Below are 15,682 nucleotides of genomic sequence, written 5' to 3' on the forward strand. Positions count from 1 at the left end.
AAGCATAAAACTCAGTAAATAGCCTACCCAATTTGCTTGAGTATGTCAGTGTTTTAGCTGTATACGGCGAAATTAGTCTGAGAAATAGAGAGAAGCACTAAATTATGCCTCTACACGCTGGGATCACTAGCGCAAATATCGTCCTAGGCTGTATAATGCGCGGCTAAATCTTTTCACTGGCCCAAAGAGGGCTAAAGCACCGGATAGGCAAATCATGACTGCACGCGGGAATCTATTTATCGTCTCAGCGCCAAGTGGCGCAGGTAAATCATCACTGATATCAGCTTTATTAAAAGATCAACCTGCTGATATGCAAGTATCTGTGTCGCACACTACACGTCAGCCCCGTCCTGGTGAAGCAAATGGTCAGCACTATCACTTTGTCAATCAAGATGAGTTTAAAGCACTCATTGCAGAAAATGCGTTTTTCGAGTGGGCTGAGGTATTTGGTAACTACTACGGTACTTCACGAGTCACCATTGAGCAAACATTGGCAAAAGGAATCGACGTATTTCTCGATATTGATTGGCAAGGTGCTCAGCAAGTGAAAAAAGTGATGCCAGAATCCATTGGCGTGTTTATTCTTCCTCCTTCACGTACTGAGTTAGAGCGCCGCCTTACTGGGCGTGGCCAAGATAGCCAAGAAGTGATTGCAGGCCGCATGGCACAAGCGGTATCAGAGATGTCGCACTATAATGAGTATGATTTTATTTTAGTGAACGATGATTTCGACAAAGCGCAGCGCGATCTTTTAGCAATCATTCATAGCCAAAGATTAACCACTGCTAGCCAAATTCATACGCAAAATGATATGATTAAAGATCTGTTGGCAGACTAACTGTCTTCATGTACAATTTTGCGTCATTTTTTCAATCGATAAAACACTGGAGTTTCCAAACATGGCTCGCGTAACTGTAGAAGACGCCGTAAACAAAATCGGCAACCGTTTTGATATGATTCTGGTTGCAGCGCGTCGTGCTCGCCAAATCGCCGTGCAGGGTAAAGACCCTATGGTTGAAGAAGAGAACGACAAGCCAACGGTTATCGCTTTGCGCGAAATCGAACTAGGTTTAGTCACAGCTGATACTTTGGACGCCGATGAGCGCCAAACAGTTCGTGAACGTGAAGCAGCTGAAATTGCTGCCGTTGCTGCCATCGCTGAAGGCCGTAACGCTATATAAGGAGTAGAGTCACTTGTATCTGTTTGAAGGTCTCAAGGAGTCTGCTTCAGGTTATTTAGAACCTGAACAGGTAGAATTACTCAAGCAGGCCTATCAGGTGGCGCGCGATGCCCATGAAGGTCAGATGCGCACGAGTGGCGAACCTTATATTACCCATCCGGTTGCGGTAGCCCGCATCCTGGCCGATATGCGTCTCGATCATGAGACGCTTATGGCCGCACTCTTACACGACACCATCGAAGACACTCCTGTAACCAAAGAGGAACTGGCTGAAATATTCAGTGAGTCTATTGCCGAATTGGTGGAAGGTGTATCTAAGCTCGACAAGCTAAAATTTCGCGATAAGAAAGAAGCCCAAGCTGAAAACTTCCGCAAAATGATGATGGCGATGACCCAAGATATTCGCGTCATCTTAATCAAACTTGCCGATAGAACGCATAACATGCGTACCTTAGGTGCCCTGCGTCCCGATAAACGTCGCCGCATTGCCCGTGAAACCCTCGAAATTTACGCCCCAATCGCCAACCGTCTTGGTATTCATAATATTAAGAGTGAGTTAGAGGATTTAGGTTTTCATGCCTACTATCCAATGCGCTATCGTGTATTAAAAGAGGTGGTGAAAGCCGCACGTGGTAATCGTAAAGAGCTGATTCAAAGTATTGAAGCTGCTGTTGGTACTCGACTCGAAGACACTGGCCTTGAAGGCACAGTTAAAGGTCGTGAAAAGAATCTTTATTCCATCTATAACAAGATGCGCAACAAAGAACTGCAGTTTCAAGAAGTCATGGATATCTATGCCTTCCGAGTTATCGTTGACTCCATCGATACCTGTTACCGCGTTATGGGTGCCATGCATGGCCTCTACAAACCCCGTCCAGGTCGATTCAAAGATTATATCGCTATCCCTAAAGCCAACGGCTACCAGTCATTACATACTTCACTATTTGGTCCTCACGGCGTGCCTGTTGAGATCCAAATTCGTACTGAAGATATGGATCAAATGGCAGATAAAGGGGTCGCGGCACATTGGTTATACAAAAAAGGCAGCTCACAGGAGCAAGGCACCACCACCCAAGTTCGGGCGCGTAAGTGGATGCAAAGCCTGCTTGAACTGCAACAAAGCGCCAGCACCTCTTTTGAATTCGTAGAAAACTTTAAGACCGAGCTATTTCCTGAAGAGATCTACGTATTTACCCCAGAAGGTCGTATTCTAGAACTGCCCGTTGGTGCCACTGCAGTAGACTTTGCTTATGAAGTGCATACCGATGTCGGCAACACTTGTGTTGGTGCTCGCGTTAATCGCCAAGCATACCCGTTAAGTCAACCGCTAATTTCAGGCCAAACCGTTGAGATCATCACCGCTAAAGGTGCTCGTCCAAATGCAGCATGGCTCAACTTTGTGGTGACAGGTAAAGCTCGCGCTAAAATTCGTCAGCTGCTCAAGAGTCTTAAAGAGGATGATGCTGTTCTGCTCGGTAAGCGCCTATTGAACCATGCGTTAGGCGACACTAAGCTAGATGACTTGCCAAAAGAGCAAGTTGAAAAAGTGGTCAACGATACTAAGCACGATACGCTTGATGAGTTACTCGCCGATATCGGCCTGGGTAATGCAATGAGTATTGTTATCGCCCAGCGTTTACGTGGCGATCAAGTTGATGCCCAAGAGACAAGAGAATCACATACCATGCCAATCCGCGGCGCTGAAGGTATGTTGGTGACATTTGCTAACTGTTGTCGTCCAATTCCTGGTGATGCGGTTATTGCCCATGTTAGCCCAGGTAAAGGCTTAGTGGTCCATATGGAAAGCTGCGCCAATATCCGCGGCTACCAAGGTGAACCCGATAAGTATATTCCAGTGCAGTGGGACAGCGCTGAAGGCGTTGAGTATCAAGCAAACTTACGAGTAGAGATCGTTAACCACCAAGGTGCGTTAGCTAAGATCACCTCAATTGTTGCCGCTGAAGGCTCGAATATTCATAACTTAACCACAGAAGAGCGCGATGGGCGTGTATTCCTCATCAATCTACGAATTTCTGTGCGAGATCGTATTCATTTAGCTAACGTGATGCGTCGTATTAGGGTTCTACCTGAAGTACTGCGAACGTCACGTAACCGCTAGCTCATTTGAGCTAAACATTAGTTTACTTAATACAGATAAAGGGAAGATCATGGCAGAGAAGATTATCATTGCAACCGACAAAGCGCCGCAAGCTATCGGTACATACTCTCAAGCAGTTAAAGTAGGCAGCACGGTTTATCTATCAGGTCAGATCCCACTGAACCCTGAGACAATGGAAATGGTAAGCAACGAATTTGAAGCACAAGTAGTGCAGGTTTTTGACAACCTAACTGCTGTTTGTGCAGCTGCCGGTGGTTCATTAAGCGATATTGTTAAGCTTAATATCTTTATGACGGACCTAAGTAACTTTGCTACCGTAAACGAAATTATGGGTCGCTACTTTGAGCAACCTTATCCAGCTCGTGCAGCAATCGGTGTTAGCCAACTTCCAAAAGGCTCATTGGTTGAAATGGACGGCGTAATGGAAGTGTAATTCCACTCCATTGACTAAAGAATCGGGCGCTTCGGCGCCCTTTTTATTGATAAAAGAGTTTGGTATAAAAGACATGAGTCCAGAACGCTTCGCCCGCATTAACAGTATGCTAGACAACCGCCAGCCAGATCTAACACTGTGTTTAGATAAGGTGCATAAAACCAATAATATTGCAGCGGTTATTCGCACTGCAGATGCGGTTGGCATTCATGAGATCCATGCAGTATGGCCTGAGATTGAGATGCGTGTTTCTGGCAACACCGCCTCAGGTAGCCAGCAATGGGTGAAGTCTAAAGCGCACCATAAAATGAGCGATGCCGTGGCTGAATTTCGCCGCCAAGATATGCAGATCCTCGCCACTAACTTCTCCGAAACTGCAATCGACTTTCGTGAAATCGATTACACCCGCCCAACCGCGATTATTTTAGGTAACGAGCGCGATGGCGTTAGCCCTGAAGGTATTGCTAGCGCCGATCAGCATGTGATCATCCCGATGATTGGCATGGTGCAGTCTCTCAATGTATCTGTTGCTGGGGCACTAATCATGTATGAAGCCCAGCGCCAACGTGAAGCCGCAGGTATGTACGGCACTCGAAAGCTTGATGAAGAGTATTGCCAGATCAAGCTGTTTGAACAAGGGCACCCTATTTACGCCAAAGCCTGCCGCCGTAAAAAGCTGGCCTATCCTGCTATTGATGAAGCCGGCCAAATTGTTGCTGATGAGCAATGGTGGCAAAAGATGCGCGCACCTTCTGAATAGTTACTATCGGAAAACAGTGCTAGCTCGATCAGTTAGCACTTCCTTAGCCCCAGCTGAACTCCCACTGCTTGTAGCCCCAAAGGTATGCTTTAACGACATCATTACGAGAAATTGTAACGAGCGTTTGAAAAAGTTGTCATAGATCACATTTTTCGCCATACTCAATATTAATACCAATCAATATAAGAATTTGATCAACTCAGAGCTATTTTTGGCAAACTAATTCAAGGCGAATAACTGAAACAATGGTTGTTCCCTTGTGAAGTTGTTCAACACAGAAATAGGCAGCCAAAAATACTCCAGAATGGCGAGTTTTAGCGATTCTGATGCTGTGTTAACGAGCTTAACCGTAGAACAACTATGCTCTTCACTCGTTGCCTTGCCTCAGAATCGCTAAACTCTCGCTGAGAGGCCAAATATTTATACTGATTGGTATAAACCAGCCTGTTAAACAAACGATTAAAACAAAAAAGCAGCAACAGACTGAATTGGAATTAACAATAATCAATATGGAATTGCGATGGAATCTTCTATGAAAACCCCAATTGAAATGCTTGAACATTGGGTTGAAAAACAAGGCGATCAAGTATATCTAAAGCAGCCTATTGACGGCCAATACAAGACCTTTACTTGGCGTGATGTACAAATCAAGATGCAGCAAATTGCTGGTGCACTTAGACATCTTGGCCTAAACCCGGGCGATAAAGTTGCCATTCTTTCTAAAAACTGTGCCGAATGGTTTATCACCGATTTAGCCCTTATGCATGGTGGCTATATTAGCGTTCCGATTTACCCTACAGCCAATGCAGACACCATACGCTACACCCTAGAGCACAGTGAATCTAAAGCGATATTCATCGGTAAACTTGATTACTGGGCAGACCAAGAAAGTGGCGTTGGCGGTGAAATTCTACGTATGGCCATGCCTTACGACACCATGCCAGCTCAATACCACTGGGATAAACTGCTCACCCTAGGTCAGCCATTAATTGATGCGCCATTGCCTACGCTTGAACAGATCATGAGCTTAGTTTATACCTCTGGCTCAACAGGAAAACCTAAAGGCGCAATCCAAACTTTTGCCAGCTATGGCTGGACTTGTAACGCTGTAGTGCGTGATTTGAAAACTGATGTTGAAGATAGATTAATCTCATATCTGCCACTAGCACACATCACCGAGCGCGTTGCGATGGAAGGCTCTTCATTCTACTCAGGTAGTAGTGTGGCTTTTGTTGAGAGTCTCGATAGCTTTGTTGCCGATGTGCAGCGCGCAAGACCGACAGTGTTTTTCTCGGTACCGCGCCTTTGGAGCCTGTTTCAAAAAAATATTATCGATAAAATTGGCGCCAGTAAACTTAACTTCTTACTTAAAGTGCCGATTGTTAGCGGCATTGTAAAACGTAAAATTCATGCAGGGCTTGGCCTTGAGCATTGCCATCTTCTTGGTTCCGGTTCAGCACCCATTCCACCATCACTTGTAAGCTGGTATCACAAAATCGGCCTTAATATTAGTGAAGCTTGGGGCATGACGGAAAACTGTGCCTACTCCATTATTAACCACCCTTTTGATGCCAGTAAAATAGGCACGGTTGGCCATGCAGTTGAAGGTTGTTCCATCAAACAATCTGATGTCGGCGAACTCATGGTTAAGAGCCCAGGGTTAATGCAGGGTTACTATAAGCAGCCAGAAGAAACCGCAGCTTGCTTTGATGAAGAGGGCTACTTCCACACAGGCGATGTTGTCAGTATCGATGATGATGGCTGCGTTACCATTACCGGACGCGTGAAAGATAACTTCAAGACATCTAAAGGGAAATACGTTGCACCAGTGCCTATCGAGCGCAAGTTAGCACAAGATCTTCATATTGAGATGATCTGCGTGATAGGTTCAGGTTTACCACACCCAATTGCATTAGTGCAGCTTTCTGAAGGCGCATCAATGCAACCTAGAGAAGAAATTAGAACCTCTTTGAAAAATACTCTAGATGCGGTTAACCCTCACCTTGAGTCCCATGAAACAGTCGATGCGATTATTGTTGTCAAAGAAAATTGGGACGTCGACAATGATGTATTAACTCCAACGTTGAAGATCAAACGTCACGTACTGGAGAAAAGCTTCAGTGACAAAGTCGATGGTATTCGCGGTGGCAAAATCTGCTGGGAAGATGAAATTTAACTATCTTCCGATGATGCTTTAAAAATTAACAGCACACCTTTAGGTGTGCTGTTTTGTAATCACTGTACTTCAAAGCCCCAACTCCTCCTATCAGGCTAAATGGGTAAACTATATTTAATCCTTGTTAGCTGATTATTTGTTGCGCTCTTAGCAAAAATAACTATGCTAGCCGTCCTTTTAATTTCATCTAATAAGTAGTGTTATGATCACTTGGTTATCGATTATTGGCGGGTTTGTGATTCTAACCCTTGGCGCTGAGTCACTAGTGAGAGGCGCAAGCAGTATCGCGCTTAAACTTGGCTTATCACCGTTAATTATCGGCTTAACGATAGTCGCTTTTGGTACCAGTGCGCCAGAGCTTGCGGTGAGTATTAAGTCGGCAGTTGCTGGCAATAGCGGAATTGCACTGGGAAATGTGATTGGCTCCAACATTGCAAATATCGGCTTAATCTTAGGTATTACCGCACTCATTCGTCCTATCAAAATTGAGTCGCAAATGGTGAAACGTGATATCCCTATTATGATTGCAGCATCACTGCTCTTTTGGGGGTTATTGCTTGATGATGGATTAAGCTTTATCGATGGTGCAATTCTTAGCACTCTGCTCGTCAGCTACTTAAGCTACAGCTATTTCACTGCTGATAAACAAACCTCAGATGAAGCTGCAGATGCAGGACAAAACCAGTGGCTATCCGTCATCTTTATCATTGTCGGTATTAGTATGTTGGTTGGTGGTGGGATCCTATTTGTTGATGGCGCGGTAGCGCTAGCGCAATCCTTTGGGATCAGTGAAATCATTATTGGACTGACAATTGTCGCTATAGGGACGAGTATGCCAGAGCTGGTGACTTCCATCGTTGCCGCACTCAAGGGGCAAAGTGATATCGCAATTGGCAATGTTGTAGGCTCAAATCTATTCAACATTTTGGGGATCTTAGGCGTCACCGCACTTATCCACCCCATTATTAGCAGCGATATCAGCCCCCTTGATTGGCAAGTCATGATCGGACTTGCGGTTATGCTACTCCCCTTTGCCTACACAGGTTTGCGTATTGGCCGCCGCGAAGGGGCAATTTTGGTATTGGGCTACCTGGCCTATATCTGCTATTTAGTGACTCAAGCCTAAACTGATGACATTTGTCATATTGATCTGATGACGTTTGTGCCTACAGCGTCATCCCACAATCTTTAATAATGGTTCCGTACCCAATACCGGGCTCAAAAGGAGATTGATATGAAATCACTATTACTGGTTACTTCAATGGCTATTATCAGCCAATTTGCTCAAGCAGATACCATTAGCAATATAGATGCCGCCGCAAACCATATGGACGTAAAAAGCTTACAATCACTCACCGAAAAAGGTGATGATTACCAGCAAGCTTATGCGGGTTACCGCCTTGCCATCAGCGCCAATATTCTGGGTCAACGAGAACTGGCTATCAGTGCACTCGAGTCAGCAAAAGAGAGCCTTGAGCCACTAACAGCATCGAGTGCCAATGCAGACAATCTAGCCTTGCTCTCTTCTGTTTACGGCATGCTAATCGGTCTAGATTATAGTAATGGAGCACTATATGGATCCAAAGCTGCCAAAGCGATTGAGCAAGCTAAAGCACTAGATCCTACCAACCCTCGGGTGCCATTAGTGCAGGCGATTGCGGCTTTTAATACCCCTGAAACCTATGGTGGCAGCAAACAGCGAGCTGTAGACTTGAGTTCCCAAGCGATTGAGCTTTACGCAATTCCCTGTGATAACATTTGCTGGGGTCACGCAGAAGCCTACACATGGCGAGGACTCGCCAAGCAGAGTTTGGGCGACGCTGAAGGTGCAATAGCTGACTGGCAACAAGCCTTAGCAGTTGAAGAGGATTATGGTTGGGCACAGTTTTTACTGCAGCAAAATAATCAAAGTGCACAGCGATAAACACAGCCTCAACAGTAGGAGAGCGAAGCAAGGCTTCGCTCTCCAATAACCACACTCGTACAATATTTCATTTAAGTGGTCAGCTTCTAAAAGGAATTTTTCATGACTGAGTCAGCGCAATCAAAAGAGGATAAATTGGCCTGGGTTTACCTAGTCAATCTGGGGTTTTATCTTATCCCCATCTTCGTCACAAAAATGCTGCCTTGGGAGATAGCCTTAAGCTTAGCGGCTTTAATCCCTTTTGTTTATTGCTATTTTTGGGCTTACCGTTCAACCACGGCTAACGCCTACCGACCGATTTTGGCGATGATAACCATTGGCGTGCTTGTCACACCAATTAATACTGGTTCACTATCACTGTTCACTTTTGCAGGCTTCTTTATCGGGTTTTTCTACCCGCTAAGAACCGCCATTTTCAGCTTAATTGGGCTCATAACTCTACTATCGCTACTTAATGCTGGGCTCAACTTTGACCATTACTATTGGGTGATTTATGGCGCTGGACTCATCGCCGGAATCGGTCTTTTCGGTGTAGCGGAGCGTAAAAGAGTCGAGCATAAATGTAAGGAAAAGAAGAGCCAAGCAGAGATCCAACAGCTGGCAACAATGTTAGAGCGAGAACGAATAGCTCGCGATCTGCACGACATCATGGGGCACAGCCTTTCATCCATCTCTTTAAAAGCAGAGCTGGCCGAAAAGCTCATCGCCAATAATCAAACCGAACAAGCAAGGCAGCAATTAACCGAGCTTAATAGCATTGCTAGAGATAGCTTAAGTCAGATCCGCCAAACGGTATCAGGCTATAAACACAAAGGCTTAGCTGCCAGCGTGACCCAGCTTTGTCAGACTCTGCGTGACAAAGGCTTGAGCGTAAGCTTATTTGGCGAGATCCCTAAATTAGATCCCGAGTTAGAAACTCAACTAATCTTAAGTTTAACCGAGCTTTGCAGCAACATTGTCCGCCACAGCAAAGGGACTCACTGCGAGTTGCACTTCGAGCAAACCCCAACAGAGCTACGTATTATCATTTGTGATGATGGCTGCCCAAGTCAAATTGAGCAGGGTAATGGACTAACTGGGATCAACGAAAGACTCGCTAAATTTAAAGGCGCACTCAGTTGGAGTTTAGATCCTGATTGCCAATTTACGATTAGCCTGCCAACACAAGGATAACCCTTAGGTGAGAATTTTATTAGCTGAAGATCAAGCTATGGTGCGAGGCGCACTTTCAGCGCTACTATCATTAAGTGGTGAATTTGATATCAGCCAAGCTGCTGATGGAGATGAAGCGATAGCGCTATTGAAAACCTCAGAATTTGATCTGTTACTCACCGATATTGAGATGCCAGGTCTCAGTGGTTTAGAACTGGCAAACTGGTGCCAACAACATAAGCCAAAATTAAAGATTGTGGTCATCACCACGTTTGGCAGAGCTGGTTATATAAAACGCGCCATAGAATCTGGGGTTAGCGGCTTTTTACTCAAAGACGCACCATCAGACACTTTGATCACCGCAATAAATCAAGTGATGGCAGGCAAACGAATTATCGATCCTGAGCTGGCAATCATGGCCGTAGGCGAGTCAGATCCTCTCAATGACAAAGAACGTAAAGCTCTGAAACTTGCAGGCGAAGGCAGATCGACTTCTGAGATAGCTGCTACGCTATTTATTGCTGAGGGTACGGTAAGAAATTATCTATCTGAAGCTATTAGCAAACTACATGCAACAAACCGCATTGACGCCGCCAGAATCGCTCAACAAAAAGGTTGGTTATAACGCTATAAGGCGTCAAATTTGCGTAAAATTATATCTCTGATAATATATGTATAAATTTACAGTGTTTGAGTGCTAAACGTTTGCAAAGACTCGATCTTGTTCCGATAACAGAACTCAAGGGTGTCGCTAAAAAGATGGCCGAGAGATTAGCAAAGCTGGGGATCACAACAGTGCAAGATCTGTTGTTTCACCTGCCGCTGCGCTATGAAGATCGTACTCAAATTTACCCCATAGCCTCACTGTACCCTGGCAGCTACGGCACAATAGAAGCTGTAATCCAATCAAGCCAAGTATTGCAGGGGCGTAAGCGCATGCTTACCTGCACTGTGCGTGATGATACCGGCAGTTTAACCTTAAGGTTTTTCAACTTCTCAGTTGCACAAAGAAATGGCCTGCAAACGGGTAGTGTTATCCGCGCCTATGGCGAAATCCGCCGCGGCAAGCACTTCAACGAGATCATTCATCCAGAATACAAATTAGTCTCTCCAGACGATCCCGCGCCATTAAGTGACACATTAACGCCAGTGTACCCAACAACTGAAGGCCTTAAACAAGCTAGCTGGATTAAACTCACAGAACAAGCCTTAACGATGTTGGCCAACGGCGGACTAGCAGAATTACTGCCTAGCAACCTACAGCCCAATAATATGGAGCTCAAACAGGCACTGCAGCTGCTGCACCGCCCCAATAATCAGGTGTCACTGTTTGATCTAGAAAATGGCAGCCATCCAGCACAACAACGCCTTATTCAAGAAGAGTTGTTAGCACATAACTTAAGTATGCTACGCCTTCGCCAACGCACCCGCCGCGACAAAGCCGTGAGTATGTCGGCGACTGGACAACTGCTAAATCCATTTCTAGCATCGCTGCCTTTTAAACCAACAGGCGCGCAGCAACGTGTGGTTAGTGACATCACTCATGACCTTGAAAAAGCAGAACCTATGATGCGTTTGGTGCAGGGGGATGTAGGCTCAGGCAAAACCTTGGTCGCCGCACTGGCCGCACTGCAAGCCATTGAGAGCGGTTATCAAGTCGCGATGATGGCGCCGACAGAGCTCCTTGCTGAGCAGCATGCAATCAATTTTCGAGGCTGGTTTGAGCCGCTTGGACTTAAAGTCGGCTGGCTAGCAGGCAAGTTAAAAGGTAAGGCAAGAACCCAATCTTTAACCGATATTGAATCAGGCTACGCCAATATTGTTATTGGTACCCATGCAATATTCCAAGAGCAAGTAGTGTTTAATAAGCTTGCGTTAATCATCATCGATGAGCAGCATCGATTTGGTGTTCACCAGCGTTTAGGTTTACGCGAGAAAGGTGTTAGCCAAGGCTTTCATCCGCATCAGCTAATTATGACCGCTACGCCTATTCCGCGAACGTTAGCGATGACAGCATACGCCGATCTCGACACCTCAGTCATTGATGAACTGCCACCAGGACGAACTCCTGTAACCACCGTCGCAGTATCAGATCAGCGCCGCGAAGAAGTTATCGACAGAGTACGCCAAGCTGCTGTTAACGATAATCGCCAAGCCTATTGGGTATGTACCCTGATTGAGGAGTCTGAGGCATTAGAATGCCAAGCGGCCGAAGACACCGCAGAGGAGCTCAAACTTGCTCTGCCCGAGCTAAAAGTAGGCTTAGTCCACGGCCGAATGAAGCCTGCAGAGAAACAACAGATCATGGCAAGCTTTAAAGCCGGTGAATTACACTTGCTCGTGGCGACAACCGTGATTGAAGTTGGCGTTGATGTACCCAATGCCAGCTTAATGATTATCGAGAATCCAGAGCGCCTTGGGCTTGCGCAACTGCATCAGCTTAGAGGCCGTGTTGGTCGTGGCGCCATCGCCAGCCATTGCGTGTTGATGTATAAGCCGCCGCTATCAGCCACCGCAACTAAGCGCTTGGGTGTATTAAGGCAAAGTAACGACGGTTTTGTTATCGCACAGCGAGATTTAGAGATCCGCGGACCAGGGGAAGTATTAGGGACAAAGCAAACGGGGGTTGCCGATATGAAAATCGCAGATCTAATGCGCGATCAAGCATTAATCCCTCATGTGCAAAAGCTAGCCCCTCATGTTATGCAGCAAGCTCCTAGCAGTGTCGACGCCATCATTCAACGTTGGCTTGGTGATCGTGAGCAATTTGTCCAAGCATAGAGGGAAAGCCACCAGTTTAAGACAATTTAGCCATACTCTATGTGGTAATTCGATACAGTTTAACGCTTGATACAAATTAAATATCCTTAATAGAGCTTCAACCTATAGACAAGCCTGTTTAATTTTGCAAAATGGGTAAATAGCAAATGCATTACCACTAAAACGATTATCGTGCGGTAGCAGAGGAAACTAAATGCAACTCAGTCAAGAAGATAGAATTACACCTCAGGAGAAATCCTCAGGTACAAATGGCCTAGCAATTATTGCCATTGCCGCAGTTGTGTTGATCTCTGCTGGAGGTTACTACTATTTAAGTGGTGATGATAAGAGTGAAGAGCCACAGATTATTGCACCGGTTATTGTGCCAGATCCAATCCCAGAAGAGCCGCTTGAAACAGAAGCGATTCTGCCTGAACCTGAGCCTGAAATTGTTGAGCCTATACCAGTGCAGTTACCTGAAGTTGAGCCAGCTCCTGAGGTTGAGCCGCTTCCTGCTCTTGCTGATAGTGATGCCTATATCCATCAAAAGGCGATAGACATCGCTGACGGAATGGCCATAGAGCCAATGATGATTGAAGATAATGTTGTACGCCAATTCGTGGTATTTGTAGATAACTTGGCTCAAGGTGAATTGGCTCGTAAAGTGAGCCCGTTAAAAGCACCAAACAACAGCTTCACAGTGTCTGAGATAGCAAACAAAACCTATGTCGATCCTGATAGCTACCATCGTTATGATCTGTACGCTGACTTTCTTGCCAGCCTAAATGAAGAGGAATTAGCCAAAAGTTACAAAGAGATAACTCCACTGCTAGGTGAAGCATTTAGTGAACTCGGCTATAACGATACTTCGTTTGATGAAAGAATGCAGCAGGCTATCGCTATCATGCTGGATGCGCCTATTATTGAGCAGCCTATTGAACTTGACGGAGTCAGCGTTAACTATCAATTTGTTGACCCGAACCTAGAAGCGCTGCCTAATGCACAGAAATTAATGATCCGTATGGGACCTGAAAACTCTCGCAAGGTAAAGTCAGCACTACGTCGCTTACAGAAACACCTAAACTAATCCGTTACCAACATTTAAAACAGTGTAAAGGGCTCTAAAATAACAGAGCCCTTACCTTAGCCCTACACTTCGATAACCACCGACCGCATTAAGTTACAGCCGTATCTTAAAACACTTCTTGTTCAAACATATTCTGTTGTAGAATGGCGCCTCGTCAGCGTACTTTTGATGGTCGTGTTGTACTCCCTATCCTAAGTTATCTCAGCTGATTATGAACTTAGTTAGCGCTCGAACAGCGTATTTGGTTTATAATTTAATAAATCAGTCACTTACACATTTTAATTTAGGCACTACGAACGGATATTCGTATGTGAGGCAGTGCAATGAAGTTTAGCATTCTTTCATGGGGCGCTTGGTCGCCACAGTATCAGCATAAAGCTGACTGGCAAGCATGGCCTGCTGCGATATTTGATATTGGAGCGATAGCAACGGCTGCGCCTAAATTGCCACAAGTTCCCGCAATGCAACGCCGCCGCCTCAGTAAGCTGACTAAAATAATCCTTGATTCGGTTTTTCAATGTGAGCCGCCCGCGCAATGCCGCAGTATTTTTGCCTCTCAACACGGAGAGATAAATCGTACCATCAACTTACTCAATGACATTGTCGGTCAGTCTCCACTATCGCCAACAGCTTTTAGCCAATCAGTACACAATACTGCCAGTGGTATCTATAGCATTTTGAGCCAAAACCAAAACGCATCGACCTCTATCGCAGCGGGAAGTGAAACACTTTACCAAGCATTTATCGAAGCATATGCGTTGTTAGTCGATGCTCCTGAACCCTTGCTACTTTCTTATGCTGATGACACAGTCCCTGATATCTACCAGCAGTTTGCCAGCGAGCCTGAGTGGCCAATCTCTGCAGCTTTTGTGATTGCCCCGAGTAACACTCAACAGGTTGCGCTTGCCCAAATCGATTTGCAACCAATACAGGCAGATGTAAACCCGCTAACACTAGTAGACATACTCGTGAGTATTGCCCACAAAAAAGCAACTTCAGGTAACTTCTCTGGCGCACATTGGAGCCTGAGTTTTGAGTAATCAACCTGCCCCTGCTCGACTAACAGGCATCGCTTACCTGCCACGCTGGTTGGGTGGCACATTGTGCTATATCATTTTTGGCCTTGGCGGACTACTCAGTTCACTAACGATTTTACCCATCCTCAGGTTTTGGCCAGGCACCACTACTCAGCGTATAGAGCGAGTGCAGTACGCAGTGCATATTATGTTTAAAGGCTTTGTCCATATGCTCACTTGGACTGGTCTGATCAAAGTTAGCCACGGCAACCTACAACAGCTAAAAGATGCCCAAGGAATGATTGTTACCTCTAATCATCCGACGTTAGTTGATGTTGTGGTGTTAATCAGCTTAATGCCTAATACCAGCTGCATTGTTAAACAAGGCATATGGCGTAATCCATTTATGCGTGGCGTCGTATCGAGTGCCGGTTACATCCCGAATCGTGGTGCTGATTTACTTCTAGCGGACTGCAAAGAGGTGTTAAACCGAGGCAACAACTTAATTATTTTCCCTGAGGGTACCCGCACAGTTATCGGCAAACGAGTCAATGATTTTGCCCGTGGTGCAGCTAACATCACCATCCGTACCCAAAGCGATCTACTACCATTACTACTTAAGACCAACTGTGTCGGCTTTAGTAAACAAGAGTCTTGGTATCAACTACCTCGACGTACAATCGGCATGCATATCGAAGTAGGCGAAAAACTGCCCTATCTACGTTATGATGCTACTGCGGGTGGCGATGCTAAAATGGCGCGCCAAATGACTCGTGATCTTGAAGAATATTATAAACAACAATTAGATAAATACTTATGAGCTTAGAAAACGAAATTAAACAATTGATCATCGACAGTCTTGATCTTGAAGATGTCACTATTGATGATATTGATGCCGATGCTGCGCTATTTGGCGAAGGATTGGGATTAGACTCTATTGATGCCCTTGAACTTGGTTTAGCCATCAAGAAGCTGTTCGATGTAAAAATTGAAGCAAATTCTGAAGCAACCAAATTGCATTTTTACAGCGTTGCTAGCTTAGCAAACTTTGTTAAGTCACGGCGAGTGTAGGAG

Annotated in this window: 14 protein-coding genes and 1 pseudogene; all 15 read left to right on the top strand. The window is 45.4% G+C overall.

What is annotated here, in order from left to right; all coding sequences use genetic code 11:
- Window positions 1-214: 214 nt before the first annotated feature.
- Window positions 215-838, top strand: coding sequence for a guanylate kinase (gene gmk / locus AB4135_RS01150; RefSeq protein ID WP_371989584.1), 624 nt, complete (start codon window positions 215-217; stop codon window positions 836-838).
- 61 nt (window positions 839-899) lie between these two features.
- The gene (rpoZ, locus tag AB4135_RS01155; protein ID WP_020910538.1) at window positions 900-1,181 is read left to right on the top strand and encodes a DNA-directed RNA polymerase subunit omega; all 282 of its coding nucleotides are present in this window, start codon (window positions 900-902) and stop codon (window positions 1,179-1,181) included.
- Window positions 1,182-1,194: 13 nt separating this feature from the next.
- A complete protein-coding gene (gene spoT, locus AB4135_RS01160) occupies window positions 1,195-3,300 on the top strand; it encodes a bifunctional GTP diphosphokinase/guanosine-3',5'-bis pyrophosphate 3'-pyrophosphohydrolase (protein WP_371989586.1) in 2,106 nt (701 codons plus the stop codon).
- Between the two features lie 49 nt (window positions 3,301-3,349).
- Complete coding sequence (locus tag AB4135_RS01165) at window positions 3,350-3,733, top strand: RidA family protein (RefSeq protein ID WP_371989588.1); 384 nt, start codon at window positions 3,350-3,352, stop codon at window positions 3,731-3,733.
- 73 nt (window positions 3,734-3,806) lie between these two features.
- Window positions 3,807-4,493: a tRNA (guanosine(18)-2'-O)-methyltransferase TrmH gene (gene trmH / locus AB4135_RS01170; RefSeq protein WP_371989590.1), complete on the top strand. Its 687-nt coding sequence runs from the start codon at window positions 3,807-3,809 to the stop codon at window positions 4,491-4,493.
- A 520-nt stretch (window positions 4,494-5,013) separates the two neighbouring features.
- Window positions 5,014-6,669 (top strand): AMP-binding protein, encoded by a 1,656-nt coding sequence (locus tag AB4135_RS01175; protein ID WP_371989592.1) that lies wholly within the window; start codon window positions 5,014-5,016, stop codon window positions 6,667-6,669.
- A 202-nt stretch (window positions 6,670-6,871) separates the two neighbouring features.
- Window positions 6,872-7,795 carry a calcium/sodium antiporter gene (locus AB4135_RS01180; protein ID WP_371989594.1) on the top strand — a complete coding sequence of 308 codons (924 nt, stop codon included), beginning with the start codon at window positions 6,872-6,874 and terminating at the stop codon, window positions 7,793-7,795.
- Window positions 7,796-7,903: 108 nt separating this feature from the next.
- On the top strand, window positions 7,904-8,593 hold the full coding sequence (locus AB4135_RS01185; protein ID WP_371989596.1) for a hypothetical protein: 690 nt from the start codon (window positions 7,904-7,906) through the stop codon (window positions 8,591-8,593).
- A gap of 102 nt (window positions 8,594-8,695) precedes the next feature.
- Window positions 8,696-9,766, top strand: coding sequence for a sensor histidine kinase (locus AB4135_RS01190; RefSeq protein WP_371989598.1), 1,071 nt, complete (start codon window positions 8,696-8,698; stop codon window positions 9,764-9,766).
- Between the two features lie 7 nt (window positions 9,767-9,773).
- Entirely contained in the window at window positions 9,774-10,370 is a 597-nt protein-coding gene (locus AB4135_RS01195; protein WP_371989600.1) for a response regulator, read from the top strand.
- 80 nt (window positions 10,371-10,450) lie between these two features.
- A complete protein-coding gene (recG, locus tag AB4135_RS01200) occupies window positions 10,451-12,526 on the top strand; it encodes an ATP-dependent DNA helicase RecG (protein WP_371989602.1) in 2,076 nt (691 codons plus the stop codon).
- Between the two features lie 193 nt (window positions 12,527-12,719).
- The gene (locus tag AB4135_RS01205; RefSeq protein ID WP_371989604.1) at window positions 12,720-13,592 is read left to right on the top strand and encodes a DUF3014 domain-containing protein; all 873 of its coding nucleotides are present in this window, start codon (window positions 12,720-12,722) and stop codon (window positions 13,590-13,592) included.
- A 323-nt stretch (window positions 13,593-13,915) separates the two neighbouring features.
- Entirely contained in the window at window positions 13,916-14,632 is a 717-nt protein-coding gene (locus AB4135_RS01210; RefSeq protein ID WP_371989606.1) for a beta-ketoacyl synthase chain length factor, read from the top strand.
- A pseudogene (locus tag AB4135_RS01215) lies at window positions 14,625-15,447 on the top strand (lysophospholipid acyltransferase family protein). The gene AB4135_RS01210 and the pseudogene AB4135_RS01215 overlap by 8 nt, the downstream one beginning before the upstream one ends.
- A complete protein-coding gene (locus AB4135_RS01220) occupies window positions 15,425-15,679 on the top strand; it encodes a phosphopantetheine-binding protein (RefSeq protein ID WP_371989608.1) in 255 nt (84 codons plus the stop codon). Before AB4135_RS01215 ends, AB4135_RS01220 begins: the two are co-directional and overlap by 23 nt.
- The last annotated feature ends 3 nt before the right edge of the window (window positions 15,680-15,682 follow it).

This window comes from Shewanella sp. 10N.286.54.B9, from assembly GCF_041468565.1.
GTDB lineage: Bacteria > Pseudomonadota > Gammaproteobacteria > Enterobacterales > Shewanellaceae > Shewanella.

Bases quoted from the DNA above. Each gene is read 5' to 3' on its own strand.
- gmk (WP_371989584.1), top strand. From the start codon at position 215: ATGACTGCACGCGGGAATCTATTTATCGTCTCAGCGCCAAGTGGCGCA.
- AB4135_RS01190 (WP_371989598.1), top strand. From the start codon at position 8,696: ATGACTGAGTCAGCGCAATCAAAAGAGGATAAATTGGCCTGGGTTTAC.
- rpoZ (WP_020910538.1), top strand. From the start codon at position 900: ATGGCTCGCGTAACTGTAGAAGACGCCGTAAACAAAATCGGCAACCGT.
- AB4135_RS01175 (WP_371989592.1), top strand. From the start codon at position 5,014: ATGGAATCTTCTATGAAAACCCCAATTGAAATGCTTGAACATTGGGTT.
- trmH (WP_371989590.1), top strand. From the start codon at position 3,807: ATGAGTCCAGAACGCTTCGCCCGCATTAACAGTATGCTAGACAACCGC.
- AB4135_RS01165 (WP_371989588.1), top strand. From the start codon at position 3,350: ATGGCAGAGAAGATTATCATTGCAACCGACAAAGCGCCGCAAGCTATC.
- AB4135_RS01210 (WP_371989606.1), top strand. From the start codon at position 13,916: ATGAAGTTTAGCATTCTTTCATGGGGCGCTTGGTCGCCACAGTATCAG.
- AB4135_RS01205 (WP_371989604.1), top strand. From the start codon at position 12,720: ATGCAACTCAGTCAAGAAGATAGAATTACACCTCAGGAGAAATCCTCA.
- AB4135_RS01180 (WP_371989594.1), top strand. From the start codon at position 6,872: ATGATCACTTGGTTATCGATTATTGGCGGGTTTGTGATTCTAACCCTT.
- AB4135_RS01220 (WP_371989608.1), top strand. From the start codon at position 15,425: ATGAGCTTAGAAAACGAAATTAAACAATTGATCATCGACAGTCTTGAT.
- AB4135_RS01185 (WP_371989596.1), top strand. From the start codon at position 7,904: ATGAAATCACTATTACTGGTTACTTCAATGGCTATTATCAGCCAATTT.